Here is a 26,709-nt window from a genome sequence, read left to right on the forward strand (position 1 = left end):
ATATCCAATTTTAATGCGCGCGATCAAGCACTTCGAGAAGGGAGGACTTGCTGATCGATCCGATATATCTCTTCTGTTCATCGACCACAGGAGCAGGCCAACGGCTGTCAGCTATCCGGCCCATCACATCAGACAGCGGTTCGTCGGCAAGGATCGGCTCGATACTCTGCAGGAATGCGCCACGATAAGGATCAGCGTCATCGGCATTCACCTTCTCGAGCAAAGATTCGAGACTGATCATGCCCAAATACTCTTTTCCACTACCTAAAATGATTGCGACGTCATGATCGTCCTGTTGCATGCGACCGAGCGCTACGGGCGCTGCCACTCCTTGTCTGTCAAAAACTGCGATCTGGTTGTTGCGAACGACATTGCGCGCCTTGAATACGTGCGCAATATCCACATTGCGAAAGAATGAGCGAACGTATTCGTTGGCAGGTTTGAGGATAATTTCGTCAGGGGTACCAACTTGGATGATCCGGCCATTTTGCATGATACAAACCCGATCACCGATACGCATCGCTTCGTCCAGATCGTGGCTCACGAAAACTATAGTTCGGCTGTGTTCAGCCTGAAGACGCATAAGTTCATCTTGCATTTCGGTCCGGATCAGCGGATCCAACGCCGAGAAAGCTTCATCCATCAAAAGGATGGTCGGTTCACTCGCTAGCGCCCTTGCCAAGCCTACACGTTGTTTCATGCCGCCCGATAACTCGTCGGGACTGCTTGTGGCGTAGGCTTCCAGCCCAACCGCCTTAAGCGCAGCCAGAGCTTTGGTGTGGCGCTCGCTTTCATCAACTCCGGCCACCTCCAGTCCAAAGGCAGTGTTGTTGATAACATTGCGATTTGGCAGCAAAGCGAATGATTGGAAAACCATACTCATATCGCGTCGACGCAATTCAATGAGCTCGCGATTAGACATTTTGGTGATGTCGGTGCCATTGATCTCTATGCTGCCAGCAGACGGCTCGATCAGGCGATTGAGAAGGCGAAGCAGCGTAGATTTTCCTGAACCCGACAAACCCATGATGACGAATATTTCACCCTCACGAATTTCGAGACTGGCATCATTGACACCGATCGTACTGCCCGTTTCGGCATATATGTCTGCCTTCTCCTTGCCTGATCGCGAAAGGGCGAGTGCCTTATCGGGCTTGTTGCCAAAGACTTTGAAGACATTCTCGATGCGAATTTTGACTTTTGCCGAGAGGTTTTTATCGTCGATTCCAGTATCTGATATCATGGGCAATATTCAACGTGCGACTGCAGTTGGAAATCTCCTTCATTTGAACCGCGAAGCGATTTGATCGAAATCTGGATGTGTTTGTCGCACAATCAGATTTTAAGCGGTTCAAAGTTGCAAATTTAAGGAATAAATCAAGCATCAGATGCGGGATTTAACGTGAACGCCCAACGGAGCCGGACTCGGCCACGTGCAATCCGCATGGCCTGATATTCTAAAAGCGACATTACCATGCTGCTCTATAAAAGTCCACCCGTCTGTGTCCTATTGTGCAATGCTGCTTCGATAGCTGCACCTCGCGTTAAATGAAAGCTGGCTTGATAGTTCACTGCCATAGCGATATGTGCGCCTCGAATTGCGGCCTCAGCAACGTCCGCAACTCTCTCGAGAAATCCCACATCCTCACCAACGACGTCGAGACGGCGGGCCGACGTTACTGCTTCGTTCTTGCTGGAGCAGTCGCGGCAGAATATTCGCCATACTGAAGCGACGTTCACAGCGCTAACACACTATATCAATTACGGAATTGAGTTTAACGAGCAAATTTCGGCTTTCCGGCAAGCTGCGCAAGATGCTGCGCCAGTCCCATGCGCTGACCGGCAGGCGCGCAATCGCAGTGATGATTTTCAATTAGAACTTGTCTGTCCAAGAGGCGCTGGAGACCTTCGCTCCCTCATACCTTGGAAGGATACCAACGATTGGGATGTGTCGTATCTATGAGTTGACGTGATCACTTATGGAGGAGTGCGTAACATGACTATTACCGCCGGGTTTGCAGCAAGTGTCAGAGCGCCAGGGCCCGTCTTCGGGACGTGGATGGGGACGCCGCATCCGATTATCGCCGAAACGATCTCACAAACCGGGTTGGATTTTGTGATTGCAGATGGCGAGCATGGGGCCGTATCTCCCCATGCTCTTTTGGAGATATTGCCGGCCGCCGATCGATACTCCATGCCCATTGTTTATCGTGTTGCCTATAACAGACCGGAATACATCAGAGCCGCCTTCGATAGCGGTGTTGCAGGTGTGCTGGTCCCGATGGTCAATAGCGCTGAGCAGGCGGCAGCGGCGGTGGCAGCAGCAAAATATCCACCTCATGGCTCTCGCGGCATGGGTGCCTGGCGAGCCTCCAACTACTACCAGGACGGTGCAAACTACATAGTGCGCGCGGATGACGAGACGGTCGTGATATTGCAGGTTGAGACAGTAGAAGCTGTTCGCAACGTGAATGCGATTGCTGCAGTGCCTGGCATCGATGTTCTTTATCTGGGGCCTGGTGATCTGGCCCTTTCGCAAGGTGTCGAACCTGGGCTTCTGCATCCGTCATTGCTCGAGTCCTACAAGACTGTGGTCTCCGCAGCCCGTCAGAATGGGATCAAAACCGGCATAGATGTTGCGTCAATTGAGTTCATGAAAGAGTATGCAAGCATAGGTATTGAGCTCTTTTCTTTCAGGTCGGATCATTTCTACATCCTAGATGGCGGGCGCAGGGCCGCATCGCAAATGCGCGATTGTTTTCAGGAGAGTGTCGACAGCCGCTCGATACAAATATGATAAATGGACCGTGTAACACTGCAATCGAGTAGGTTTCCTGAAGTTTGGTTGTTGTTTCTATTGAGATGATCGGGTTGCCAGCCAGTCCGCAGCCTCCACATCTAAAGCGTAAGACCAATGTATCGGGCGGACAGTATTCGTAGAATGCCAATACACCCAATGGTCTCTTGCGAGACGAGACGATTTTCCATTCTCAACGTCCTTGCAATGGGTTGGAAGGGCTGAAGGGTGGTGTGATTTTAAGCGTTTCCTCGATCTGGGGAGACTGAGGGTTGCTGCTGCAATCTGATCGTGGGTTGCCGCATGCAATACGCAATGAATCTCATCCTCTGGTGGGATGGAAGATCTCTTTCGAAACGCCGTAACTTCACCCAAGAAAGCCCGGGATGCGTGCCAATGCAATACCGGACCTGCAGTATCTTTCATCGTAACAGAGCATTCCGGAGGTATCATGGGAATTATTGACAGTTTGCGACACGAAGCTCTTTGTGTCCCCATGAGTGGAATCGATGCGGTGATCAATCACGGGCGAAGCAAGCCGGGCTTGATCGCTCTATGGGCGGGTGAAAGTGAATTGGTTACGCCCGCGTTCATTCGAGATGCCGCGACGACTGCAGTGGAAGCAGGCGAGACATTCTACACGTGGCAAACGGGTATTCCAGCCCTGCGAGAGGCACTGGCGAGATATCATACGCGGCATTTCGGACGCGAATTTCATGCAAACGAATTCACCGTTACAAACGGCGGAATGCACGCCATTCTGCTTGCCTTGCAAGCGACCGCAGGGGCAGGGGACGAGATAATCTATCTCACGCCAGGATGGCCCAATCTCGTAGGCGCCGCTGCGGTTGCAGGAGCCGTTCCTGTTCCCGTCCCGTTGCGGATTAGTGAGAAGGAGTGGGTATGTGACGTCACGGCAATCGAAACGGCTATCACACCCCGCACCAAAGCGATCTTCATCAACACGCCTTCAAATCCGACGGGCTGGGTTGCAACGCGCGAGGAACTCCGAGCCATCATTGAGCTTTCTCGCCGTTTCGGGCTTTGGATCATAGCCGATGAGATCTATTCCCGCTTTGCGTATGGAATGCTTCGTGCACCTTCGTTTGCGGACGTCATGGAGCAGGAAGATCGTATCATATTCGTAAACACGTTCTCGAAGAACTGGGCTATGACCGGATGGCGTATTGGTTGGCTGAACACCCATCCCAGTCTTTCACAAAAGTTTGCCACTCTGGTTCAGTATTCGACCTCGGGCGTGCCACAGTTCCTGCAGCGCGGGGCAATTGCGGCACTTGATCATGGCGACGATTATGTCAACGCTCAAGTCACCCGCGCCTTGGCGGGACGCGACTTGTTGGTGGACATTCTCAAGAAGACAGGTCGTATTGATTTCGCTGTGCCAAAGGGTGCCTTTTACCTGTTGTTCTCGATCGCCGGATTGGATGACTCCGCGCAAGCCGCCATTGAGTTAATTGACAGGGCGAAGGTCGGCGTTGCTCCGGGTAGTGCGTTCGGCGACGCGGGAAATGGTTTCCTTCGAATCTGCTTCTTACGCGATATCGAACAACTCAAGGCTGCAGCGGACAAAATAGACGAATGGGTACGGTCCCGTTAGCACGCCGACTGACCATTAGGATCCAGCCGGTCCGGAACCCCTATTCAGTGCGCGTGCGCTACCTTGAATACCGGGAACTGCACAACTGCACGCGTCATCTTGGCGGTATCCCAAGCACCACGAAAGTATCTTGCAACTTACTGATTAACTCGAAGAGGCGATGTGATGTTGAACGAATCCGTAAATGCGGAACAAAAGCTCGTCGTTGGGATGGTTTTGTTCCCTGGACTGACTTTGCTTGATTTGATCGGTCCGCTGACCGTGTTGGCGTATCATTCGACGATATATCTCGTATCGTCCAGCCTGAAACCGGTCACCAGTGACCAAGGGGCGCAATTGGTTCCGAATTGTGACTACGACGGATGTCCTGTGAACCTGGATATTTTGTTTATTCCCGGCGGCGACGGTGTCGTTGATGCTATGGTAGATCCTGCATTGCTGAGTTTCGTGAAAACCAGAGGGCAAAATGCCGGATATGTCACTTCCGTATGTACCGGCGCATTAATTCTAGCCGCAGCTGGTTTGCTAGAGGGGTTTGACGCAACCACGCACTGGGCCTGGCACGACGTCCTGAAAACATTCGGCGCGAACCCAGTGGCAAAGCGTGTCGTAATTGACCGCAATCGCGTAACCGGGGGAGGCGTCACAGCGGGCATTGATTTCGGCCTTTCTTTGCTCGCTCATCTGCGCGGCGAGTTGGCTGCTCAAACACGGCAGCTGATGATCGAATATGATCCAAATCCACCTTTTGAAAGTGGGTCGCCCGAAAAGGCAGAACCAAAGGTGATCGAGTTGGCTGAAAAATTGCTCAATGCCGCCGCTGAACGTCAGATTGTAATTCAGCGCCAAAACAGGGCCCGCCCATGATTGGGTCATTACCCCTATTTCCATAGGCAAATCTAGCCACTGTTGAACCAACATTCCCAGCTGAGCGGTGGCAGAAAGCGTGCGAAGCGTGTTGCTGAAAACATTCACTCCTGTGATGCCGCGTATAGCGGCACTCTCGGCGCAATATCCGACGTGGATTAACGAGTTTGACCGGTGAGAGCTTCGAGCCGTTTGACGTATAGACTGAACAATTCCCACTGTGTGGCTATACCCAGTTTTGCATAAAGATTCTTTCGATGCGTCTTAACGGTGGTGACAGAGATGTTCAGTGTGAGGCTGATTGAAAGCGAGGAATGCCCTTTGATCAAGAGCTGCGCGATCTGGAATTCTCGTGGCGACAGCATTCCAAATTCGGCGAAAGCCGAAGGGACGTCGTTTCCTTTGTCGACAGTTCGGGATTTTTCCCAATGTCGCCGGAATGCGGAGCTGACAAACGGTCTTACTGATTTTATGAGCTCAATCTCCTTTGGCGAATAGCCGCTAGGTGTCCGCCTGCGCGTTAGTGTGATCAATCCCCCTAAACGGTTTGTCAATTCGAGCCCGACACACAGTTCCTCGTAACCGGCTGGCATGCCATGCGTGAGATAGCCGGCTTCCTCGCTCGCATCAGCTGAAACCCTGTGGTGTGAAAGATCGATCTTGCCGGCCGTCAAGCGGGCGATGTCGCGTACGCGGTGGACCCCGGGGAGTCTGCCTGTCTGGAAGAGACGAAACGTGGGACTGATTGCATAGCTGTCTTTGACGTAGTTCTCCCAGCCCTCCCGATATCGCAAATCCGGGTGGCTATCGAACAAGAGCGATGGTGCGTTTCTTGTTGAAAAAAGGATCGTCCTGCTTTCATCGAAGCTGATCAGTGTTCCCAATGACTGTGTAAGACTTTGCAGTAGTCCCGGCGAGTCGATCATATCGACGACCTCCGCGCAGGAGGCCGCCCAGGCTCCTGGGAGTTTGCCGATATTTGAGTCTGAGAACTTCATCGTCTTGCCCTCGCGCTTGCTGATGGCGTATCCGACGATCCAGCGAACGCAAATCCCCAATTATGAGAAGGTCGTGCGAATATTCGCGCCATACCGCACATTCCCGATCTTCCACTTACTACGCGGGATCATCGAAAGGGATACTCCTCCCCAAGGAGGATAGCCGACTGCACTTGGCTGATCAAGTATTGACATGATGAGAGTGGTCACCAGTTGGTCGTGGGCTCTTTCAGCGGTTATCGTCTCCAAGATTGAGGAAAGCACTCAATGCCTAACGCGATCACGGGCTCGCCATATGAGTTGTCTAGAACTGAGCTATTCCCGGGCAATTACATCGCCGGACAATGGGAAGATCAAGAGGAAGGTAGACTTATCTGTCGCAATCCTTCCAACAACGAGATTCTAGGGGAATTACCGAACAGCGGTAGGGATGCCGCGCGACGAGCCATTGCAGCGGCGGCCGCTTGCCAAAAAGAATGGACGCGCACGAGCCAATGGGAACGGGCAGACCTTTGTGAAAAGCTCGGCAATGCCATCAAGGCAAGACAAGATGAACTTGCGAGACTCTTGTCTCTCGAGCAAGGCAAACCCCTGGCGGAAGCCCACGCGGAAGTCGGTCTGGCCAGTCACGGCTTTCACATGGCCGCTCAACAAGTCAGATATATGACGGGAGAGGTACTCCACGGTACAGCCAAAGGTCGACAGGTGATTTCACATCGCCATCCGAGAGGGGTATATGCCGTCATCACCCCATGGAATTTTCCTGTCAACATCCCGGTCGAATACATCGCCCCGGGTATCGCTACAGGCAACGCGATTGTTTGGGTCCCAGCGCCATCAACCTCTCTGGTAGCCGTGGCACTCATGCGCGTCCTGCATGATGCGGGCATTCCACAAGGCCTTGTCAATCTCGTGGTGGGCGAGGGTGCAATCGTCGGGGACGAGATTGTCTCCAACACTGGAACTCATGCTATCGGTTTCACCGGTTCGACAAAGACAGGCCAGATCATTGCGCAGCGCGGTGCGGGAAAGCCGATGATTCTCGAGCTTGGCGGGAACGGACCACTCATTGTTCGGAAAGATGCAGATCTTGAAAAGGCCGCGGCGGCAGCTGCAGTTGGAGCTTTTACGAATTGCGGACAAATATGCTCTGCAACAGGGCGTGTCCTTGCTGACCGGCATATCGCTTTTGAACTTGCCGAACGAATAGCCGCGCTGGCAGAGGCTCAAGTCCTGGGTAACCCTCTGGCGCAAGGTACAACCATGGGGCCGCTCAACAACAATGCGGTCGCCCGCAAAGTTCGTGAGCACGTCGAAGAGGCAATTGCCGCCAAAGCGCGATGCCTGACAGGAGGTCGGCCCCTTCCGCAACTCGGTAGCGACCTTTTTTATGCTCCAACCGTTCTAGGCGATGTGACGCCGAGCATGCGCGTAGCTCATGAAGAGACGTTCGGGCCGGTAGTTCCGGTTGTTCCCCTCGACGGTGATGATGAACTTCTTCGTGTCGCCAAGGAAGGAGGATACGGCTTGTCGATCGGTATATTCTCGAAAGACATTGAGTTGGCTTTGGCAATGTCGGGCGAACTGTCGGCGGGAATTACAAACATCAATGAGTCAACATTTTACTGGGAGACCCATATGCCGTTCGGGGGAAGCTCAGGCAGCGTTAGTGGAACTGGCCGGATTGGCGGGCGATCCGCGATCGAAGCCATGACAGAAGTACGTACCCTGTCCATCCCGGTCACGAGCTATTGCAAACCTTGATAGGGTGGAGTGGCGGGTTTCTGAAGCGGACAGACCATGTTGGATCGTTAGCTGCCAACAAAGCCAACCTGATGCCTAATTGAGATGAAACGTCATGAGAAAACGCGTATTGATAGCCGGCTTTCAACATGAAACGAATACGTTTGCGCCCACAAAGGCAAACTATTCCAGCTTCGAACGCGGTGAGATGTACCCGGCGATGGCGCGGGGCCAAGATATTCTGAAATTCAGGGACGTCAACATACCGATTGGTGGTTTCATCCGCGCAATGGAGGCCAGGAATATTGAACTGGTTCCTGTAGTTTGGGCAGGCGCGAGCCCTTCCGCCCACGTTACTGAGGAAGCGTTCGAGCGAATAGCTTGTGAAATCGTCCTGGCCGCTTCTGCGAACGAGATAGATGGTGTCTATCTTGATCTTCATGGAGCGATGATTGCCGAACATTGTAATGACGGCGAAGGCGAGCTTTTAAAGAGAGTTCGAGAGGTCATTGGCCGCAGCGTTCCACTGGTCGCCAGTCTGGATCTGCATGCAAATGTCACACATTCGATGTTTGCGAGCGCCGATGCACTCGTGGCTTACCGGACGTATCCTCATGTCGACATGTCTTCAACGGGTGAGAGAGCCGCAACGTTGCTGACCCAGCTCTTGGAAACAAAACAGCCCTTTCATTCTTACTATCGACGCCTGCCGTTTCTTATTCCAATCAATGCTCAAGCGACTTCTGTTGAGCCCGCAAACGGCATATACCGATGGCTCGCGCAAGCCGAATTGGGGAGCTCAACAGTACTATCCTTTGCGCCAGGCTTCCCCGCGTCCGACTTTCCGGAATGTGGCGGAGCTGTCTGGGGTGTCGGGGTAGACGCCGACGAAATTCGCGCAAAGGTTGATGGTCTCTTTGAGAGCGTCATTTCACGTGAGGCTGAATGGAGAGTGGATTTTTTAAGGCCGGTCGATGCGGTCGAGGAGGCTAAACGCCTGGCCACTACTGCAAGCAAGCCCATTATCATTGCCGACACGCAGGACAACCCGGGTGCTGGCGGCAACTCCGATACAATGGGGCTCGTGCGCGCGCTGCTGCAACTGCGAGCCACTGACGCTGCGGTTGGTCTGATTGTCGATCAGGCGGCCGCTCAGGCTGCGCACCAAGCCGGTGAAGGGGCTGTCATCGAAATCGCTCTCGGGGGAAAGTCTGGAATCATCGGAGATGGGCCGTTGAGGGCAGAATATCGCGTGGAGCAGCTAAGCAACGGGATTTGCCGTTTCGATGGCCCTATGCTGACTGGGATGATCGCAGATGTGGGCCCCAGCGCTCGCTTATCCATTGGCGGAGTGGAGATCGCTGTTTCAAGTTTCAAGACACAGATGATCGATAGAAACCTTTTCAGAATGGTCGGGATCGAACCAGAAGCCAAGAAGGTTTTGGCTGTAAAGAGCTCGGTTCATTTTCGAGCCGATTTCGAGCCGATTTCGGGAGCCATACTCGTCGCCAAATCTCCCGGCCCAGTGGCAGCAGATCCGCAAGATCTTCCATGGAAACATCTCAGCCAGGGATTGCGGCTTTCGCCGCTCGGACCGGCCTTTGTGACAAAGCAATAACTCAAAATAGGCGCGATTCACCTGATGTGCCGAACTTGGCTATCGGTGTGACGCGCATCTGAGCACCCTGCATTTTGTGATGCGATGAGCCCCAGTCTCCCTGAACCGTCTAAACCACGTGCGGTCTGCGGAGCAGTTAGTGCCAGCAGATTGCCGGGCTCTTCATTGTGTATCCAGCGAAATGACCAGACGTTTGGCAGGCATCACGGCAAATAGCCGGAGCAAGCATATGCCTGTCGTGCAAATGGACCTGTCAGCATTTCGTCCCCGATCTTGCCGCATCTGCAACCGCTTTGCGCTGCAAAGTTATTAGGTCGTGCACAGGCCGCAATCCATTGTGCGGACATCTCACCCTCCTCCTCCGGGAGGAGGGTGGCGACAATGTTTTGTTGGTAAATAAATCCAGAAATACAGGGGAAAAACGGCGCCGGATACACCGGCCCTCACGGGTGATGATCAAGAACGCAATGGATCTGTAGCCAGGTGATGTTCACGGGATCAGCTCATGCTGCGCTCCTGCGGTCGGAAAACACACGTGACGTCAAGCCGTGACATAGGAACGAATAATGTCCGAAACTGCCAGATCAATTTCGCTTTCCGTAACGGGTAAATCTTCAGCAATTGAAGTTGAAGATCTGCATAAGTCATTCGGCTCCCTGGAGGTCCTCAAAGGAGTGTCTTTATCCGCTTGTCAGGGCGATGTCGTAGCAATCATCGGCGGATCCGGGTCAGGTAAGTCCACGATGTTGAGGTGTATCAATTTCCTCGAAATCCCGACGCGGGGAAAGATCACGATTGCGGGGGATGAAATCCTCCTGCGGCCCGACGGAACGCCGGCCAAGCGTAAGCAGGTTGAACGAGCCCGGCAACAACTTGGCATGGTCTTTCAGAGTTTCAATCTCTGGACTCACATGACCGTGATGGAGAACTTGACCGAGGTCCCGATAAGAGTTTTGGGAATACCGAAAATGGTGGCGATCGCACGGGCAGAAAAATTGCTTGCCCGTGTAGGGCTTGCTCAAAAGGCGCACGTCTATCCATCGTTCATGTCAGGCGGCCAGCAGCAACGCGCGGCGATCGCGCGTGCGCTAGCGATTGAGCCGCGGGCGATGTTATTCGATGAACCGACTTCTGCCCTCGATCCAGAGCTGGTCGGTGAAGTTTTGAGCGTTATTCGCGATCTCGCGGCCGAGGGCAGAACAATGATCCTGGTCACCCACGAAATGAAGTTTGCGCGGGAAGTTGCCAGCCATGTCATCTATTTGCACAACGGCCTCATTGAGGAAGAGGGGCCGCCTGAGCAGCTATTCGGGGAGCCGAAATCGGAGCGGCTCAAGCAATTTCTGAAGAATACGCGTTAGAACAAAGATAAACAGGGGAGGATGAGCTAATCATGTCACGTACAATACTCTTGGCATTTGCGGTCATATTGGGCGCGAATGTATCAGCGAGCGCTGAAACGGTAAAAGTTGGCGTTGCTGCAATGGCTGTGCAGCCCTTCTATGTTCCGGATGCATCCGGAAAATTCTCGGGCTGGGAAATCGACGTCATGAGTGCGATTTGCGAGGACCAGAAACTGGATTGCCAGGTGGTGCCGCTCGCGTGGGATGGATTAATTCCTGCTTTGACGTCGGGGCAGATTGACATGATCATGTCTTCGATGTCGATCACAGACGCTCGCAAGCAGATCATTGATTTTTCTGACAAATACTACACGACACCTGGCACGATCGTTGGACCAAAGAACGTGCAGGAAGGCGTTGCGCCGAACGATCTGAAAGGCAAGGTTATTGGGATTGTCGTTGCCAATATCCATCAGAAATATGCGCAAAAGCACTTCACAGATTCCGAGATCAAGACATACAAGTCTACCGACGAAGTCCGGCAGGATCTTGTGGCCGGAAGAATCGATGCGACTCTGGACGACCGCTTCGGACTGGAGGACTGGGTGTCGAGTGATGCAGGATCATGCTGCGAGATAAAGGGCAATGTGAAATACGACCCGGCGATTTACGGGCCTGGTATTGGCGCCGGAATCCGGAAGGATGATGCCGGCCTCAAGAACAAGATCAATACCGGGATCAAGGATATTCGCGCCAATGGCAAATATGACGAGATCACCAGGAGGTATTTCAAAACCTCGATCTATGGCGATTGAACATGATCGAGAATATCGCTGCCTATCTGGACCACGTTGTCTCACAAGGTATTTTATCACTTTCCCCTCCCGGTTGGGGCGGGGCTCTCTTGGTTGGTCTGCTGCATACAATAACGATCGTATCCGGCGCCTATATCATCGCGATTGTACTCGGGATACTGGGCGCAACGGGCAAGATTTATGGCGGACCGTTAATACGAGACTGGTTGTCAGTGTACACGACCCTCATCCGCGCTGTTCCGGAGTTGGTATTAATCCTTATTCTGTTCTACGCGGTTCCGAAGATCATCAACGATTTACTCGTCGCTTCCGGTTTGGCCCGCATTGGATTCTCACCCACAGTCGTCGGCATGCTTGTGCTGGGGGTGGTCATTGGGGCCTATATGACCGAGATTTTTCGTGGGGCAATAATCGCGGTGTCGCGGGGGCAAACCGAAGCAGCCTTGGCCTTTGGAATGTCGACATACCATAGAGCCGTTCGTATCACGCTTCCACAGATGTTGGCCAATGCCCTGCCAGGGATGGCCAATCTTTGGCTCAGCGCGACGAAGGATACGGCGCTCCTGGCTGTGATCGGCTTTAACGAGTTGACACTGGTCACGAAACAGGCCGCCGGATCAACGAGGGCCTTCTTCACGTTCTTCATCGCATCTGGCTGTCTTTATCTTCTCGTTTCAGTGCTCTCTACCCAGCTTTTTGCCTGGGCAGAACGGCGAGCCAGGCGAGGCGCGCCGGAAATACGCCGAGGCAAAGTATGACCGTTCCGAGATTTGTTCACCTGCATCGTTCTGCGATGATGCTCTTGGCGCTATGGCTGATATACTGGTGCGCTACCCGCTTGAAATGGGATTGGCTGCCACTCTATTGGCACAACGGTTTGATACAGGCCGGGCTGCGCAACACGGTGTTGATATTCGCCATTAGCTGGACGGCCGGCCTCTTACTCGGTACTCTCCTTGGCCTCGCACAGGCAATTGGACCAATATACGCGGCTGCACCATCCAGGGTGTACTGTACAATCATGCGTGGCACGCCGCTGCTGCTACAGTTGTGGTTGATCTATTTCGGACTGGGGTCATTGTTTCCGCAAATTCCCTGGATCCGGAATTCCGGCGCTTGGGTTTATCTGCGTGAGGGCTGGCCGTTTGCAGTGCTTTCACTTTCATTGTGTTTCGCGGCCTATGAAGGAGAAGTGTTGCGGGGAGCGCTTCGGAGTGTTCCAAAGGGCCAGCTTGAAGCTGCAAAGGCGTTTGGCATGTCTCCGTCCATGCAGTTGCGGCGTGTCTGGCTACCCCAAGCTTTTCACTTGGCTTTGCCGACACTGGGCGGGGACGCGATACTTCTCTTGAAAAGTACGCCATTGGTCGCAACTGTGGCTGTTAAGGATCTCTTCTTCGTAAGCGACCAGGTGCGCCAGGACACCTTCATTGTTTACGAGCCTTTGATCGCGTTGGCTGTGATGTATGTGTTTTTTGCCGGCATCGTCGCTTTGTGTTTCCGCTGGCTGGAACGGCGTGTTCCAAACCGGAGTCTGGGCGGCTAGAGATACAGTCCTGATTGCCTGAAGACACTTCATATGCAGCTTCCTGCAACGTCATGGGGGGCATCTCGGAAGTGCACTCCGGCATTTGCCTTGCACCATAGTATGTCGTGCCTATAGCGGGCGCGCAGTGTGAGCAAAGTGGCTCGGTTTGTCTGAACCGCTCGGCGCGTTTTGCTAAGTGGATTACCGTACCGATCATGCTGCTGCCTTCATCGGTGCGAGTGCGTTGAGGTACGCTACTACGACAGTTGCATGGCAATCCTGAGAGAGGTGGAGTCTGCTGAGGGAAACGTCGCTCACCAAACGGGAATGGTCCGCGGAGCAATTCGTATCGGAACAACATCTTCACTGGCGCGGCACTTCATCATCCCGGCGCTTCCCCGGTTCAGGGAACGCTACCCGAACATTAAAATCGACTTGCATCTCAGCGATACCGTTGTCGATCTGGTTCAGGAAGGGATTGACTGTGTCCTCAGGGCTGGAGAGCCGAAACCCTCAAGCCTTAGGGTGCGTCGTGTCGGTTTATTCCAGTGGTACATCTGTGCCTCTCCGGATTACCTCGAACCGCATGGTAATCCTGCTAGCCTCGCAGAGCTTCGAGAGCATGTGGTTGTCGGATACGCGAGCAGCCGAACAACCCGCTCGATGAACTGGACATTTCAGGAGGATCAGGAACAAACCTCGATCTCCATGAAGGAAGGATTGATGGTGAACGACACCGATGCCTACATAGCCGCAGGTGTTGCCGGGCTGGGATTGATCCGCGCTGCCAGTTATGTGGTGCGCACCCCGCTAACTGAGGGTCGCCTAGTCAGAGTTTTAGCTGGGCTTGAGACTCCAAGAGAGCCGCTCTCGATCTTATACCCGCGTAGCCGTCATCTTTCGCCCGCTGTTCGAGCCTTCAAGGACTGGTGCGTGGAAGTGATCGGAAAGCAGGCCACTCAATTGTAGACCAGCTGCAATATCTTTATAATCGGCAAAATTCATAGGAACCTGGGTTGCACACCGAGGGCACTTTTGAGTTTCCTCCATGTTCCATCGGACAAACGGGAATTCCCCAGAAATTCCAGATTCGCCGGTTGCCCTCAGAGCGCTATAGCTATGATCCGAAGGGCCGGTGATGCAGCCTATTAGGGGCGGGGCGTGCTGGATCATCATGTGGAAACCCATCGTCATGATGTTAGGCTTGCCGTCGTGGCTGGTCGTGACTGGCACAATCGGGCCGGGCCCGAGTAGACGATAAGTCTGCGAGGCTGATAATTCCTTCATGGTGGCCTTCCTTGAATGCCGCCTTCCCAACAATATCGGGAAGGCGGACGTTGTGTTCTGCGCGGATAGGCGCTTACCATCCCTGGCCGACCGGCAGAACAAAGAGTTCCGCAACGTTGACGTGAGCTGGCGCCTGAAGCGCGAACAGGATGGTCTCGGCGATATCAGTCCCCTGCAGAAAGGTCATTTGCTTGGCAAGATCATCCATCTGCTGGCGGTAACCTGTGTCCGTGATCTGGTCATAAAGCTCCGTGGCAACCGCGCCGGGCTGGATACAGGTGACGCGGATGTTGTGCTTCTCCCCAACTTCCATGCGCAGGCCATCGGAGAAAGCAGTCACGGCGTGCTTTGTTGCACAATAAACCGACAGCCCCTTGAAGACCTTGCGGCCGGCGATCGAAGATGTGTTGAAGATGTGACCGGAATGCTGCTTGATCATCTGCGGCAGCACCGCCGCTGTGGTGTTGAGCAAGCCCTTCACGTTCACGTCGACCATCCGATGCCATTCTCCGGTCCTGAGCTGGTCAACGTCGGAAAGAGGCATAAGACCGGCATTGTTGAAGAGAATGTCGATCGAGCCGTAGGCATCGACCAGTTTCTTGACGCCGGTTTCAACAGAGGCTGGATCGACCACATCCATTGCAATCACCAGAGCTTTACCGCCCTTTTCCGTGATTTCAGTCTTTAAAGCCTCCAGCCGATCGGTGCGACGGGCGGCGATGCCGACGTTTACGCCTGCGGCAGCCAGTTTCAGGGCAGTCGCTGCGCCGATGCCGCTTGACGCGCCGGTGATCAGCGCGACGTTTCCATTGATGTTCATCATGACGTGTCTCCTTGTTGCTTGCGAACCGGAAAGGTGTTCGCCTTCGACAAGGAGAAATCTAGGAAACCGCGGCTTTTCCCTCTCCCGGTGTCATGCGAAGGCTGTCGGGATTTTGCTTGTTTCTGCCTTCGGACAGGCTCGGGGGTTCAGCCGCGGCGGTAATCGCTCGGCGAGAGGCCGGTCTCGCGGCGGAAGATCTGCGCGAAATGACTGGGGCTGGAATAGCCGACGGCCAATCCGATCTCGATGATGCTGATGTCGGTTTCCTGCAGCAGTTGCTGCGCCTTGGCTACTCTCTGCCGGATGAAGTAGAGCGATGGAGAGAGGCCCGTTGCCTTCTTGAACAGCCGGCTGAAATGGAACTGACTCATGCCCACCGCATGAGCCAGGCTGTTGAGATCAAATGGCTGGTCAAGCCGGGTTGCCATGAAGGCAACCGCCCGGCGTAGTCTTGCGCCAGGCAGTGCGTTTTGGGCGCGCACCCCGGAAACTGCAACCACATAATGGCGGACGAGATGCACGGCCAGGCTTAGCGCCAGCCCCTCGACAAACAGTGTGCTACCGCTGCTTTCCCGGACCAGTTCGCCATGCAGCAGGCTCAGGATTTTCGACATCGCCGTGTCACGGCCACCGGAGACATCCTTCAAGGCGACGTTGCCGCCTGCCTTGTCCAGCATCGCGCGCACCACCTTTTCGAATAGTGGGACAGAGACATAGAGATGCATGACCTGAAATGGCTGATCGCCGTCTGCGTGCCATCGCATCTCATAGGGTGCGGGCGACCGCGTCAGGAAGAAATCGCCGACGCTAACGCGGCTTGCCTCCCATTCTCCGCCCAGATCCCGTTCTTCGACGGTGGCGCCGCCTGACATAACCCACACGATCATCGGCTCCGCGACGGCGGGAACCAAGAAAGGGTGCTGAACACGATTACGGGAGAATATCTGCACGAAGACGTCTTTCCACGCCGGTCCGTCGCCGCTGATCAACGTGGTGCCGCTGATGTAGCTTTCAAGCCCGACTGGAGAGGTCCGCTCCGGGATCGGCGCCGGAGTGGACGGATCGTTCAAAACCAATATCGTCTCCCCTGCGCCGCCAATTTCGGCTCCCTTCATAGCGATGTGGCACTGACAACATTGCTATCATTCAGCGCTACAGACAACAGAGTACCCGCGCTTCACTGAACTGTTAAACGCCGTATGGGATATTACCCCGTCAAAATTGAGCAATAACACTCCAGACGTTATCCGGGAGTACTGCGCCGCAGGAAAACTTATATTGAAGGGATATCTTTATTATGCTTCCAAGAAGGTGCCAAAGGTAATCCAAAGAACTGAACTATCACAATCCTTGAAAATCATTTTAGCCAGAAATATGCGGGAAGGCGATAGGGCAAATCTGTTCGCGCTCGCAGTAGAAGTTGGCTTGTGAAATCGATATTTGTATTCTGTTCAAAAGCATAATGGAAACTGGTGCCGGCTGAATAAGAAGTCATTCGGTAGGTCGATGAAATCCGTTTGGTGATTTTGCTACAGCTGCTATCAAATCGCAAAATCCGGCGGTGAACAATCCTGCTCAATATGCCGGTTTCAGTTGAAATCTGTCATCGACTGCCGCTGATTTTGATGGTCTGAATGCGCGATAGTGGACTTTTATCTCTATTCGACAATTGTCGAAAATTAGCTATTAGCGGTCTTTACAAACGAAGACTTGCGAGTCTTTCACAGCATGAATAACCAATCATTTTTGGCTACCGGCGATGTTGTTCAAAGGTCCGCAAAAGGGTCAAGCTTGCGCAGCCGCTCCGGAAGACTAAGCGACGTTGAAAACGCGCAGGGTCAGTTCTCAGTGAAAATCAACGCGCGCTTCGCGCCATCTCACTGCAAAACTGCTGCCGGCTCCAGGCGACGATACAACTTCAACGTAACCCCCATGGCTGGTGACAATATCGTTGACCATACTGAGGCCCAGGCCTGCGCCAGTTCCATGAGGATTGATACGGTAAAACGGTTCGAAGATTCGTACTTGCATGTCATCCGCAATGCCAGGGCCCTGATCCGTTACGAGAATGCTACCATCCGCCTCGATGCCGACAGAAATCTCTCCTGTTTTACCACCGTATTGAATTGCGTTACGGATCAGATTGGCGAGGGCGCGTTCTAACGCATCGGGTTCACCAAGTACAAAGGCGCATTTTGCCCTAGACTCGAAGGACATTTCATAACCTTCAGCGATTGCCAAAGGGGCGAAATCGGCCACTATTTTCGACACGATGCTATTGAGTTCCACTCTGGTTTTGCGAGGCGGCTTCTGCCGATATTTCTCGATATCGAGAAGCTGATTGGTAATGGCTGTGAGCCGCTTTATGCCGGTCTGCAGATGAGACTTATCCTGACTAGGTGCCAAGGTGTCTATACGCAGCTGAAGGATTGCAATCGGTGTGCGCAGTTCGTGTGCCGCATTGACGAAGAACCGCTCTGTCGTTTCGAATCCGCTATCCAATCGCCGCAGGGCCATGTTGATGCCATTGAGGACGCGAAGTACTTCGTTAGGCATGGCGCGATCATCAACGACGCCGCCCCGCGCTTCGAAATCGATCTTATCCAAGCGATCAGTGAGGTCATTGAAAGAGCGAAGCGCCCATCGGGTAACCAAAGGAACGCCTAAAACTGTGATCGTGGCTAGAATGATCGACGGCACGCCTATCGCAATATTGCCGAGCAACAGAATCAGGCTATATTGCGACATGGACATCCCACCCGTGAAAATGGCCGCTTCTCCAGCTATGGTCTCCATTCTTTGGAGCCGTACAACGTTTGTAGGATCATCGACGTATCCATGAAGTTCGGCGTTGCGAAACGTCCGCAAAAACGATATATTTCCAGCGACCTTTTCGGGAATATCACCGTGGGTGATTAGGTCACCTTTGGGTAGTTCAACGACGAACCATAGGCTTGGCCACTTCTCAATCATGCCCGACAATTGGCGCGAGGGAACGATTATTGCCTTTCCATCGACACCTACCTTGATCGATTCTGCTATCGCATCCGAAAGCCAAATGGAAGGGATGGCGCTATCAGGTCTGGCCCCGGACGCAGCATAGAAAACAAGCACAAGCGATGCTGCTATGGCGCAGAGTTGCAGTAAAATGAAACCAATCGTGAAGCGCCAGCGAAGTGAATAAACATTCATCTCAGTCTAGCTCGTGAAGAAAGTAACCGATGCCGCGCACATTTTTGATGACAAGATTAGCGTGAGCATCAGCAAGCTTGCGGCGCAGTCGGGACAAGTTCACCTCCAGCGAATTAGACTGGATTTCGTCGTTGAACGAGTAGACTCGTTCTTCCAGCAACGATCTCAAGACGGTACGCCCCCGGTTTCTCAAAAAAGTCTCGAAAATCAGGAGCTCGCGTCTGGCGAGAAGAAGTCTGATTCCCTTTACATGCACGTCTCGCGACGTATGATCGTAAGTGACGTTTCCGATTACGAGAATTGGAGACGCCTTATCTGCAGCGCGTCTTAGTACTGCGCTCATCCTGGCGACCAATTCATCTATCTCAAATGGTTTGGGCAGGTAGTCATCAGCCCCATCATTCAATCCTGAAATTCTATCGTTGGCCGAACCAAGTGCAGAAACGATGATCGAGCGGACGGACTTCCCCGAGCGGCGCATCTCCGCGAGCAGAGCGCTGCCATCCCCATCCGGCAATTGCCGGTCGATGAGAACAATATCGTAATCTGCCATGGCGATTGCCTCGCGGGCCGTTGCGAGATCAGCAACGGAATCAAGCACAACACCATGCTGCGATAGGGCCGTACGCAACGCGTCAGCCATTTCCAGATCATCTTCGATGAGCAAGAGTTTCATTAGCGGTCCCACTCTGATGAGGCTTTTAATTACAGATAGGCTTCAACGCGAATTACATTAGTATTACGCTGATAATTTCGTGTTCATCAATAATGCAGCAATAATATGGAAAGTAAAACCTTTCCAATCATTGCCGCCACGCAAATAAGCTCCACCCAATTCCCCTTTGCCAACTCGAGCCTGTACCTCACTGATAAGCCACGATATGACCGGTCGCTTGAGGATTAGGGGGAGCATATTTGAACCTTCAGCCGGGTAGATTTTGGCCAGCGCGCGTTTTGTTTGTGTGCCAACCCACAAAGCCGCCACGTCGTCGCCATGTCACCCGATATCTTTGCATTTTCGTAATTTGCGCATCAGGTAAAAAGCCGTTTTTCTTCTCCGGCGACCCTTATCGCAGCGCCATAGGCACCCCACGGGCGCGGCACAAACAACATTTTGTCCCTTGGATGGAAGGCTCACTTGTCGATCGCACTCGACTTACCATTCTTCATAATACCGGCGTCTTGGCTGCTTGTCTTTTGAGGCTTCGGAGATCGCATATGCGCCTATTGCCCCTGCAGCCACGCCCACGGCGACTGCACTCGCTGCCTGATCCGACTTTCGCCGATTTTCTGCATACACATTGCGAGTACAACGCTCATGCCGCCAGCTTCCCGGACGTAAGCCAGTGTTATCACAGGTTATGTAAGCGCTATTCATGGAGTCTTGGGATGATTGGCAACCTGATAACAAGGCAGCGGCGACGAGCATGATTGCTGGTAATGTCTTTGTTTGCATGGGTCAGTCCTAAAATGACTTGGCTTTTTCTTTGATGAAACGTGCTCCCACCTAGCCAGTATTTCGTGCGTTATGGCAGGCAGACACGCCGACCTACACACCAGATTGATGGTTTTGTGGTAGCAGGACTTGGTGATGCGCGTTGCGTCGATCTCACGACGCTTCACTGGGGTGATTTGAAACAAGATCAGCGAGATTCAATCGTTTTCAAGAAACGGCCTCTCCTGTTTCGCCGGTAAGGATGAGGCTTCTGAATTACGGCAATGTTACATCACAAGATTTTTAGCGGAACCACGAAGGCCAGGGACGGAATTGCCAACCTATCCGGTGATAGGGGGTGCAGGAAGGCAGCAAGATCGCATCGAAACCGACAGGACACACTTCAAATATTCCCGCTGTTCACCATCTTGCGGCCCAAATCTATCAGTTTCCAGCAGCTAGGTTTCAAACCGTCATTGCAAGCCATTTCAGACGGCAATGATATCTAGAAGCAAATCGCACGCATGAAGATCGCCCAAGCGGGCCGCAAAGCTACCAGCGAGTCTTCCCCCAGATAAATGCCATGTCTTGTATGGTGTTTACCATTGTAACATTGCCGTAATTCTGAAGCCTCATCCTTACCTGCAAAGCAGGAGAGACCTTGTACCAATAAAACTTTATGATCCTATTGGATCGCAAATAGAGTCCATCTCGGACGGGCAAATAAACCACCCGCCCGATTTAGTGTCCCTAACCTTGACTGCAATCATCCACCACTATGGCATCCTCATCGAGTGGAACAATGGAAATATCGAAGACAGAGCGAACAGATTGGGAGTCCGATGCGAATACTTCTTGTCGAGGATGAAGAGGCTATGGCGCTGGCTTTGATGAAGATGTTTGCACAACAAGGCTGCATCATGGATCACGTTACCACGATTGCGATGGGTGAAGAGGCACTTCGATCCAACGTTCATGACGTAGTTCTATTAGACCGCAATCTCCCCGATGGAGATGGGGTTACACTTCTTCGATCTATGCGCAACATTGGCGTCACCACCCCGGTGATCGTACTCAGTGCCTTCAATGGGCCTCTCGATCGAATTACTGGCCTTGATTATGGCGCGGATGATTACATCGGTAAGCCGTTCCTTTCAGAGGAATTGATGGCGCGGATTCGTGCCGCAATACGACGATCAAACTTTTATTCATCGAACGTCATATCTGCGGGAAATGTCAAATTAGACCTCGGCAATCTTGACGTAATCATTGATGGTCGTGTCATGCCATTTCCACGACGTGAAACATTGGTACTGAAAAGCCTGCTTGCGCGGGCCGGAAAGACGGTCCTGCGTCAAACGATCGAGGAAGCTGTCTATGGATATGGTGACGAGATTCAATCGAACTCACTCGATAGTCACGTATCGCGGCTTCGAAAACGGCTCATGGCTTCAAAAGCCAATATACAAATTCATGGAATACGTGGAATAGGGTATTTGTTAAAGGAAGCTACTTGAGCTTTTTAACATGCACTCATTGAGGGAATATTGACGCCTCTTCATGTCCTATAGTGCATCGCAGCCAGATTTTTGCCTGGCGAAACATGAGCGCATTCCCGGAATCTCGGCTGGCGACAAGAATGAGCGTCCATAAGATTAGAACGGGAAATGCGTCAATATCGACGACAATGATCGGCTCGCCTCAAATTTCAAAGCGCCCCCCTTTTGATACATGACTAAGGATTACCCGCTTTACGGTTGCCCCAGTAGTGATCGGATATATTCTGCCCGTTTTGGAGAATGTGGGTCGCTAATTGCGGATTGCCTCCCTCGTAAGTCTCAGTATCCCCACCGCATAGCAGCACGAACAGACGCTGGTGTGCTACGGCAGCAAAATAGTCCCTCGGCGGTGGTTCCTGCTGCCATTCTGTCGATTTCAACTCCGCTGCGGCCTGTGCGGTGGCATCATCGATGGCTTTGTAGATCGTAACCAACATGGCTTGTTGGACTCGATCCTGTATTTCGAGGTATTGTCTCTCAGCCGGCGTAAGAACGGGGCAGCTGTCTTTCATCAATGAAATTCCTAGACAGGTTCTTGGTTTTGAGCCGTATCAACATGTATTGGCGCCGCCGTTGAAGCCGAAAAAGCAACTGTCGATATCAACAGCTTTGGCACAAGGTCGAGAATGTTTCAGTCATCAAGATAGGAACACAAAATTACGGCGATGTTACGCACCTGAAATAAGCCGTCTACCATCAACGTTGCAGCCGCTCTTGCAATGAAAGTGTTCGCAGGCAGCGGCGTAATTTCTGCATAACGGTCTGGGATCACAGTTTTCTCGCAGATACGTTCATGCCAACTCATAGCCGTTGCCTCCGTATCCCAATTCCATTCTGAAGTATCAGTAGTATCAGTGGTCATATACTCCCTAGAAGCTAGCGGTTATTGCGTCTGATATCAATTTTCCAACGATAGTCAGGTGTGGTGAGGTCATCATTGTATAGTGATTGCCGGGAACGACAATGTATTGGAATTGCTGATCTGGTACGGCTCGTTTCCAAATTTCCAATAGATCTCTGCCCTGTGGCTCCGCATTGGATGGTTGATCTTCGGCAGCAAAAAGATGGATTGGAATGGGTAAGGAATGCAATCTATAGTTCATTGTCGCATGCAGATGCGCCGCCATGCGATTTGTATATTTCTTGACTTCACTGTTCGAATACTCTTGAAAAATTGAAACGCCAGATTCACGGAACTTGTGAAAAAGCTCTTCGTAGCCCAAACTTTTAGCCAATTTCTCCAAACCAGAAAAATCGCCATCATCGTCGGTTGAGACAGATATCATTCTCACAAAATCAATTAGATAATCAGTTTCAGAGTTTGCCCCAAATGTCTCTTCATACATCTTCCTTTCAGGAACATATGTGTCAAGGAGGCCCAAAAACTCAACGTTCTGTCCTTGTCCAATAAGTTGCTTGGCTACTTCATAGGCCAACATGCCACCGAAGGACCAGCCGGCAAGACGGTAAGCACCAGAAGGTTGGACCATACGAATAATACGAACCAGACGCGTTGCAAGACTTTCCATTGTTTGTAATTGGGGCTTATCGAGTGGAATACCTGGCAATCCATAAATAGGAATGTCGCGGTCAATATGCGCTGCCAACACGGGAAAATATAAATCCAGTCCCATAAACTCGTGAAGCAGGAACAACGGTCGCTTCGTCCCAGTTGTCCTTACGGGGATGGCCTCTGGCATGGTGGATTTGTTGAGTTTCAATGACATGGATTCTGTAAGCAGCTCTATCGTGGGGTTCTTGAACAACTGAGTTATAGTGATTGAGATGCCCGCCCGTTTAAGAAGCCCTACCAGTTTGACGGCCAGCAATGAATGCCCGCCGAGTTCGAAGAAGTTGTCGCTTCGTCCCACCCGTTCGACCTGTAGCAGTTCAGCCCAGATGTTGGCCAGCACCGTCTCGATCTCGCCGACGGGCGGCTCATAGGCCCGTATCGCATAAGCATTGCCATCCGGCATTGGCAGTGCCTTGCGATCCAGTTTGCCATTGGGTGTCAGCGGCAGGGCATCCAGACAGACGTAGGCAGCCGGGATCATGTAGTCAGGCAGCAGCGCGGCGAGATACGTCCGCAGTGCCTCGGCCATTGCCGGCCTGGCGTGTAGCACTTCGCCGCTCCCGGCATCTCCACCCGGCACCCGGGCCGGTGTGTAATAAGCCACAAGCCGTTTGGCACCGACTGCATCATCCTGCGCCACCACGACCGTGTCACGCACGGCGGCATGTTCTCCGAGCTTTGCCTCTATCTCGCCAAGCTCGATGCGGAAGCCGCGAATCTTCACCTGGAAGTCATTGCGACCCAGGAATTCAATATTGCCATCGGGCAGGTACCGGGCAAGGTCTCCCGTGCGGTACATGCGTGCTCCGGCCACAGCTGAGAACGGATCGGGCAGGAACCGCTCCGCAGTCAGTTCTTCCCGGTTCAGATAGCCGCGCGCAACGCCTGCGCCCCCGATATGAAGCTCGCCAACAGACCCCGTCGGCACAAGCTCTCCATGATCATCAAGCAGGTAGACCTTTAGATCTGGAATGCGGCGACCAATTGGACTGGCTCCCCGCTTGTCGGCGTCGGCTGGCACCAGTGGCCGGTATGTAACATGAACTGTCGTCTCGGTGATGCCGTACATGTTGATAAGTTGGGTCTGCTGATTCTGCCGGCGTTGATACCATGGCTTGAGTATCGCTACTTCGAGTGCTTCGCCGCCGAAGATCACATGACGCAGTCGGTGCGACTGTGCCTCTTCTCCTTGAACGGCAATCAATTGCCTGAAAGCGCTAGGTGTTTGGTTAAGGATGGTGACGCTTTCATCACACAGCAACTGGTAAAACTCGGTGGGGGATATGCTCGTCAATTGCGGAACAATGATCAGACGGCCACCATGGGCCAAGGCACCCCACATCTCCCAGACCGAAAAATCAAATGCAAACGAATGGTATAGTGCCCACACATCGTCATGGTTGAAGCTAAACCAAGGGCTTGTGGCGCTGAACAGGCGATGCACATTCCTGTGTTCGACCATGACGCCTTTTGGGATGCCGGTAGAGCCCGATGTATAAATGATATAGGCAAGGTTCTCCGGACTAAGGTTAGCAATGCGCTGATTGATGGCATTATTCTGGGCCCACTTGCAGGCGTCAATCGTCAGATCGATCAGCGGAATGGCCGTCTTTTGAACCGAACCGCTGTGGGTGCTGTCCGTCGTGCAATCATCTCCCGCTATCTGTCCTTTACAAGCGGCGGCTAACATATCCCGCACACCGGCATCCACCGCACCATGTGTGAGCACCGCAACCGGCATACTATCCTTGAGCATGAAGGCCAGCCGCTCCCGTGGATAAGCTGGATCAAGCGGCACATAGGCCCCGCCTGCCTTCAGGATCGCAAGAAGCCCGACCATCATGTCGAAGGAACGTTCCACGCAGAGCGCAACCCGGCTGTCAGGCACAACGCCAAGCTCTATCAAGTGATGCGCCAACCGGTTGGCGCGTCCATTGAGCTCTTCATAGGTCAGTGTCTCGCCCTGATGAACGAGGGCAATTGCATTCGGCCGAACTGCTGCCTGTTCTTCGAATAGTTCATGTATGCAGCGATCCTGAGGATATGCCCCACCCGTCCTGTTAAAGGTTTCGAGCAGCAAAGTACGTTCTGCATCCGGAAGAATGGGAATAGACTTGATCGGAAAGGAAGCGTTATTCAACACGTACTGAAATATAACAGCCAATCTATCCCGCAAGGCATGCATTTCAGCATCATCGAAATAGGCCTTGTTGTAAACAAATTCGATTAGGACATCGCTATCGTCACAAGGTTCCCTGACCCAAAGACTCAAGGGAAGTTGGGAATAACTGTTGTGCAGCATGAAATCTCGAGCAACGGCCGACCCGAATCTGGATTGGACTTGAGGCGGCCCGCTAGAAATCTGGACGTCAAAGAGATTTCGATGATCGGCGAGGGGCCTCGTTGCACGGGTGACCTCGCTGATGGGAAACCGTTGATGGCGATAATCTCGTCTGATAACTCCATTAACTTCTTGTAGCAATTCCACAAAGCTTTGATTTGTGTTGCTTGAAATACGTACCGGACTAACACCCACAAACATTCCGGCCGTCGCCTTAAATGCAGCTGTAGAACGATTCAGCACCGGCACGCCAATTGCAATATCGTCCTGTTGACAGGTGCGCGCCAAATAGACGTACAACACACCTAATATTGCTTGAAATGTGCTGACGCCGTTCTCCTTTGCAAAGGTTGCGAAACGATCATAAAGACTTCTGTTTAAATACAGCTGCTGGCATCCGTTTATGGTGCATGCATGAGAAAGGCGATGACGGTATACAGGCGGAAATAGCGGGTTGGGAAGAGTTTGATATTTTTCAGTCCAATAGGCCCGCTGACGCTGGAAAGCAGCTCCCTTAGTGTACGTGTGTTCATTCTGAATGAAATCCAGATATAAAGGAGCTGTCAAATCTGGCCTGTCACCAGATTCAAGCGCGGTATAGATGGAACCTAGTGAAGGATTGAGCAGCGAAGCAATACCCCAGCCATCGATGATTATGTGGTGAAATACACACAGATAATAAAAGCAGTTGGGGCCAATCTTAAGTAGCTCATAGCGGAACAGTTTTTCGCCGTAAAGCGCAAAAGGCCTATCCATTTGCTGCTGCATCCATTCGAGAGCTGCAACATGCGGGTGCTCATAATTGGAGAAATCTTGGAAAGGGACTTCGACTTCGAGAGCATCAACGAAAATCTGTCCTGGCAAGCCATCCTCGCCCGCGCCCTCGACCAAGATCGTTCGCATACAATCGTGTTTCTGTACCAAAAGATTGACTGCACGCTCGAACCGCTCAGGATCAACAGTGCCGAGAATCTGGACATACCCCCCGTAATTGTAGAGCGGCACATCGTTGTGAACCATCTGATCAAACCAGATTTCACGTTGGGGTGATGTCAGCGGGATAATTAGCCCAGTTAGTTCTGTGTTGGAAGCGAATTTGCCAATCGCTGATGCAGCCGATGAATCGATCTCGCGATTGCTATTCCGATAGCTTCGATGTTCCATTAGGGTATCTC

General features: G+C 52.6%; 21 protein-coding genes and 1 pseudogene. 11 read left to right on the forward strand and 11 right to left on the reverse strand.

The features are described from left to right. Positions 1-10: 10 nt before the first annotated feature. Complete coding sequence (gene proV / locus C5750_RS10380) at positions 11-1,243, reverse strand: glycine betaine/L-proline ABC transporter ATP-binding protein ProV (protein ID WP_105733773.1); 1,233 nt, start codon at positions 1,241-1,243, stop codon at positions 11-13. 753 nt (positions 1,244-1,996) lie between these two features. Here proV and C5750_RS10385 point away from each other — a divergent pair. The 3 genes from C5750_RS10385 (at position 1,997) to C5750_RS10395 (ending at position 5,282) form a co-directional block, all read left to right on the forward strand. Beyond that, positions 1,997-2,797, forward strand: coding sequence for an HpcH/HpaI aldolase family protein (locus C5750_RS10385; protein ID WP_105733774.1), 801 nt, complete (start codon positions 1,997-1,999; stop codon positions 2,795-2,797). Positions 2,798-3,248: 451 nt separating this feature from the next. Next, the gene (locus C5750_RS10390) at positions 3,249-4,415 is read left to right on the forward strand and encodes a pyridoxal phosphate-dependent aminotransferase (protein WP_105733775.1); all 1,167 of its coding nucleotides are present in this window, start codon (positions 3,249-3,251) and stop codon (positions 4,413-4,415) included. A 165-nt stretch (positions 4,416-4,580) separates the two neighbouring features. Further along, positions 4,581-5,282, forward strand: coding sequence for a DJ-1/PfpI family protein (locus C5750_RS10395; RefSeq protein WP_105733776.1), 702 nt, complete (start codon positions 4,581-4,583; stop codon positions 5,280-5,282). Between the two features lie 158 nt (positions 5,283-5,440). On the opposite strand, the gene C5750_RS10400 is transcribed toward C5750_RS10395, so the two are convergent. Then, a complete protein-coding gene (locus tag C5750_RS10400) occupies positions 5,441-6,280 on the reverse strand; it encodes a helix-turn-helix transcriptional regulator (protein WP_130502098.1) in 840 nt (279 codons plus the stop codon). 267 nt (positions 6,281-6,547) lie between these two features. On the opposite strand from C5750_RS10400, the gene C5750_RS10405 reads away from it, so the two are divergent. The 7 genes from C5750_RS10405 to C5750_RS10435 all read left to right on the forward strand — a co-directional run bounded on the left by C5750_RS10405 (position 6,548) and on the right by C5750_RS10435 (position 14,293). Beyond that, positions 6,548-8,044: an aldehyde dehydrogenase family protein gene (locus C5750_RS10405; protein WP_105733778.1), complete on the forward strand. Its 1,497-nt coding sequence runs from the start codon at positions 6,548-6,550 to the stop codon at positions 8,042-8,044. Positions 8,045-8,138: 94 nt separating this feature from the next. After that, positions 8,139-9,641, forward strand: coding sequence for a M81 family metallopeptidase (locus C5750_RS10410; RefSeq protein WP_105733779.1), 1,503 nt, complete (start codon positions 8,139-8,141; stop codon positions 9,639-9,641). Positions 9,642-10,207: 566 nt separating this feature from the next. Continuing rightward, positions 10,208-11,002, forward strand: a complete 795-nt coding sequence (locus C5750_RS10415; protein ID WP_105733780.1) for an ABC transporter ATP-binding protein — start codon at positions 10,208-10,210, stop codon at positions 11,000-11,002. Positions 11,003-11,034: 32 nt separating this feature from the next. Beyond that, entirely contained in the window at positions 11,035-11,799 is a 765-nt protein-coding gene (locus C5750_RS10420; protein WP_105733781.1) for a transporter substrate-binding domain-containing protein, read from the forward strand. A gap of 2 nt (positions 11,800-11,801) precedes the next feature. Further along, the gene (locus tag C5750_RS10425; RefSeq protein WP_105733782.1) at positions 11,802-12,557 is read left to right on the forward strand and encodes an ABC transporter permease; all 756 of its coding nucleotides are present in this window, start codon (positions 11,802-11,804) and stop codon (positions 12,555-12,557) included. Further along, on the forward strand, positions 12,554-13,342 hold the full coding sequence (locus C5750_RS10430) for an ABC transporter permease subunit (protein ID WP_105733783.1): 789 nt from the start codon (positions 12,554-12,556) through the stop codon (positions 13,340-13,342). Before C5750_RS10425 ends, C5750_RS10430 begins: the two co-directional genes overlap by 4 nt. 252 nt (positions 13,343-13,594) lie before the next feature. Further along, positions 13,595-14,293: a LysR substrate-binding domain-containing protein gene (locus C5750_RS10435; protein ID WP_105733784.1), complete on the forward strand. Its 699-nt coding sequence runs from the start codon at positions 13,595-13,597 to the stop codon at positions 14,291-14,293. A 108-nt stretch (positions 14,294-14,401) separates the two neighbouring features. On the opposite strand, the pseudogene C5750_RS26820 reads toward C5750_RS10435, so the two are convergent. The 6 genes and pseudogenes from C5750_RS26820 to C5750_RS26355 all read right to left on the reverse strand — a co-directional run. Continuing rightward, positions 14,402-14,611 (reverse strand): annotated as a pseudogene (locus tag C5750_RS26820) (flavin reductase); the annotation flags it as partial. A gap of 73 nt (positions 14,612-14,684) precedes the next feature. Continuing rightward, positions 14,685-15,434, reverse strand: coding sequence for an SDR family oxidoreductase (locus C5750_RS10445; RefSeq protein ID WP_105733786.1), 750 nt, complete (start codon positions 15,432-15,434; stop codon positions 14,685-14,687). 146 nt (positions 15,435-15,580) lie between these two features. Continuing rightward, positions 15,581-16,549, reverse strand: a complete 969-nt coding sequence (locus C5750_RS10450; protein ID WP_105733787.1) for an AraC family transcriptional regulator — start codon at positions 16,547-16,549, stop codon at positions 15,581-15,583. 730 nt (positions 16,550-17,279) lie between these two features. Next, positions 17,280-18,626: a sensor histidine kinase gene (locus C5750_RS10455; protein WP_105733788.1), complete on the reverse strand. Its 1,347-nt coding sequence runs from the start codon at positions 18,624-18,626 to the stop codon at positions 17,280-17,282. Between the two features lies 1 nt (position 18,627). Beyond that, complete coding sequence (locus C5750_RS10460; protein WP_105733789.1) at positions 18,628-19,302, reverse strand: response regulator; 675 nt, start codon at positions 19,300-19,302, stop codon at positions 18,628-18,630. A gap of 63 nt (positions 19,303-19,365) precedes the next feature. Then, on the reverse strand, positions 19,366-19,611 hold the full coding sequence (locus tag C5750_RS26355) for a hypothetical protein (protein WP_130502099.1): 246 nt from the start codon (positions 19,609-19,611) through the stop codon (positions 19,366-19,368). A gap of 1,292 nt (positions 19,612-20,903) precedes the next feature. Between C5750_RS26355 and C5750_RS10465 the strand changes: the two genes are divergently transcribed. Beyond that, the gene (locus C5750_RS10465) at positions 20,904-21,578 is read left to right on the forward strand and encodes a response regulator transcription factor (protein ID WP_105733790.1); all 675 of its coding nucleotides are present in this window, start codon (positions 20,904-20,906) and stop codon (positions 21,576-21,578) included. A 218-nt stretch (positions 21,579-21,796) separates the two neighbouring features. Here the strand turns inward: C5750_RS10465 and C5750_RS10470 are convergent, their stop codons facing one another. The 3 genes from C5750_RS10470 to C5750_RS10475 form a co-directional block, all read right to left on the reverse strand. Beyond that, on the reverse strand, positions 21,797-22,132 hold the full coding sequence (locus C5750_RS10470) for a hypothetical protein (protein WP_105733791.1): 336 nt from the start codon (positions 22,130-22,132) through the stop codon (positions 21,797-21,799). Between the two features lie 119 nt (positions 22,133-22,251). Then, the gene (locus C5750_RS26360) at positions 22,252-22,482 is read right to left on the reverse strand and encodes a hypothetical protein (protein WP_130502100.1); all 231 of its coding nucleotides are present in this window, start codon (positions 22,480-22,482) and stop codon (positions 22,252-22,254) included. Positions 22,483-22,489: 7 nt separating this feature from the next. Next, positions 22,490-26,698, reverse strand: a complete 4,209-nt coding sequence (locus tag C5750_RS10475; RefSeq protein ID WP_105733792.1) for a non-ribosomal peptide synthetase — start codon at positions 26,696-26,698, stop codon at positions 22,490-22,492. Between the last annotated feature and the right edge of the window lie 11 nt (positions 26,699-26,709).

The organism is Phyllobacterium myrsinacearum (assembly GCF_002980555.1).
GTDB classification, from domain to species: Bacteria; Pseudomonadota; Alphaproteobacteria; order Rhizobiales; family Rhizobiaceae; genus Phyllobacterium; species Phyllobacterium myrsinacearum.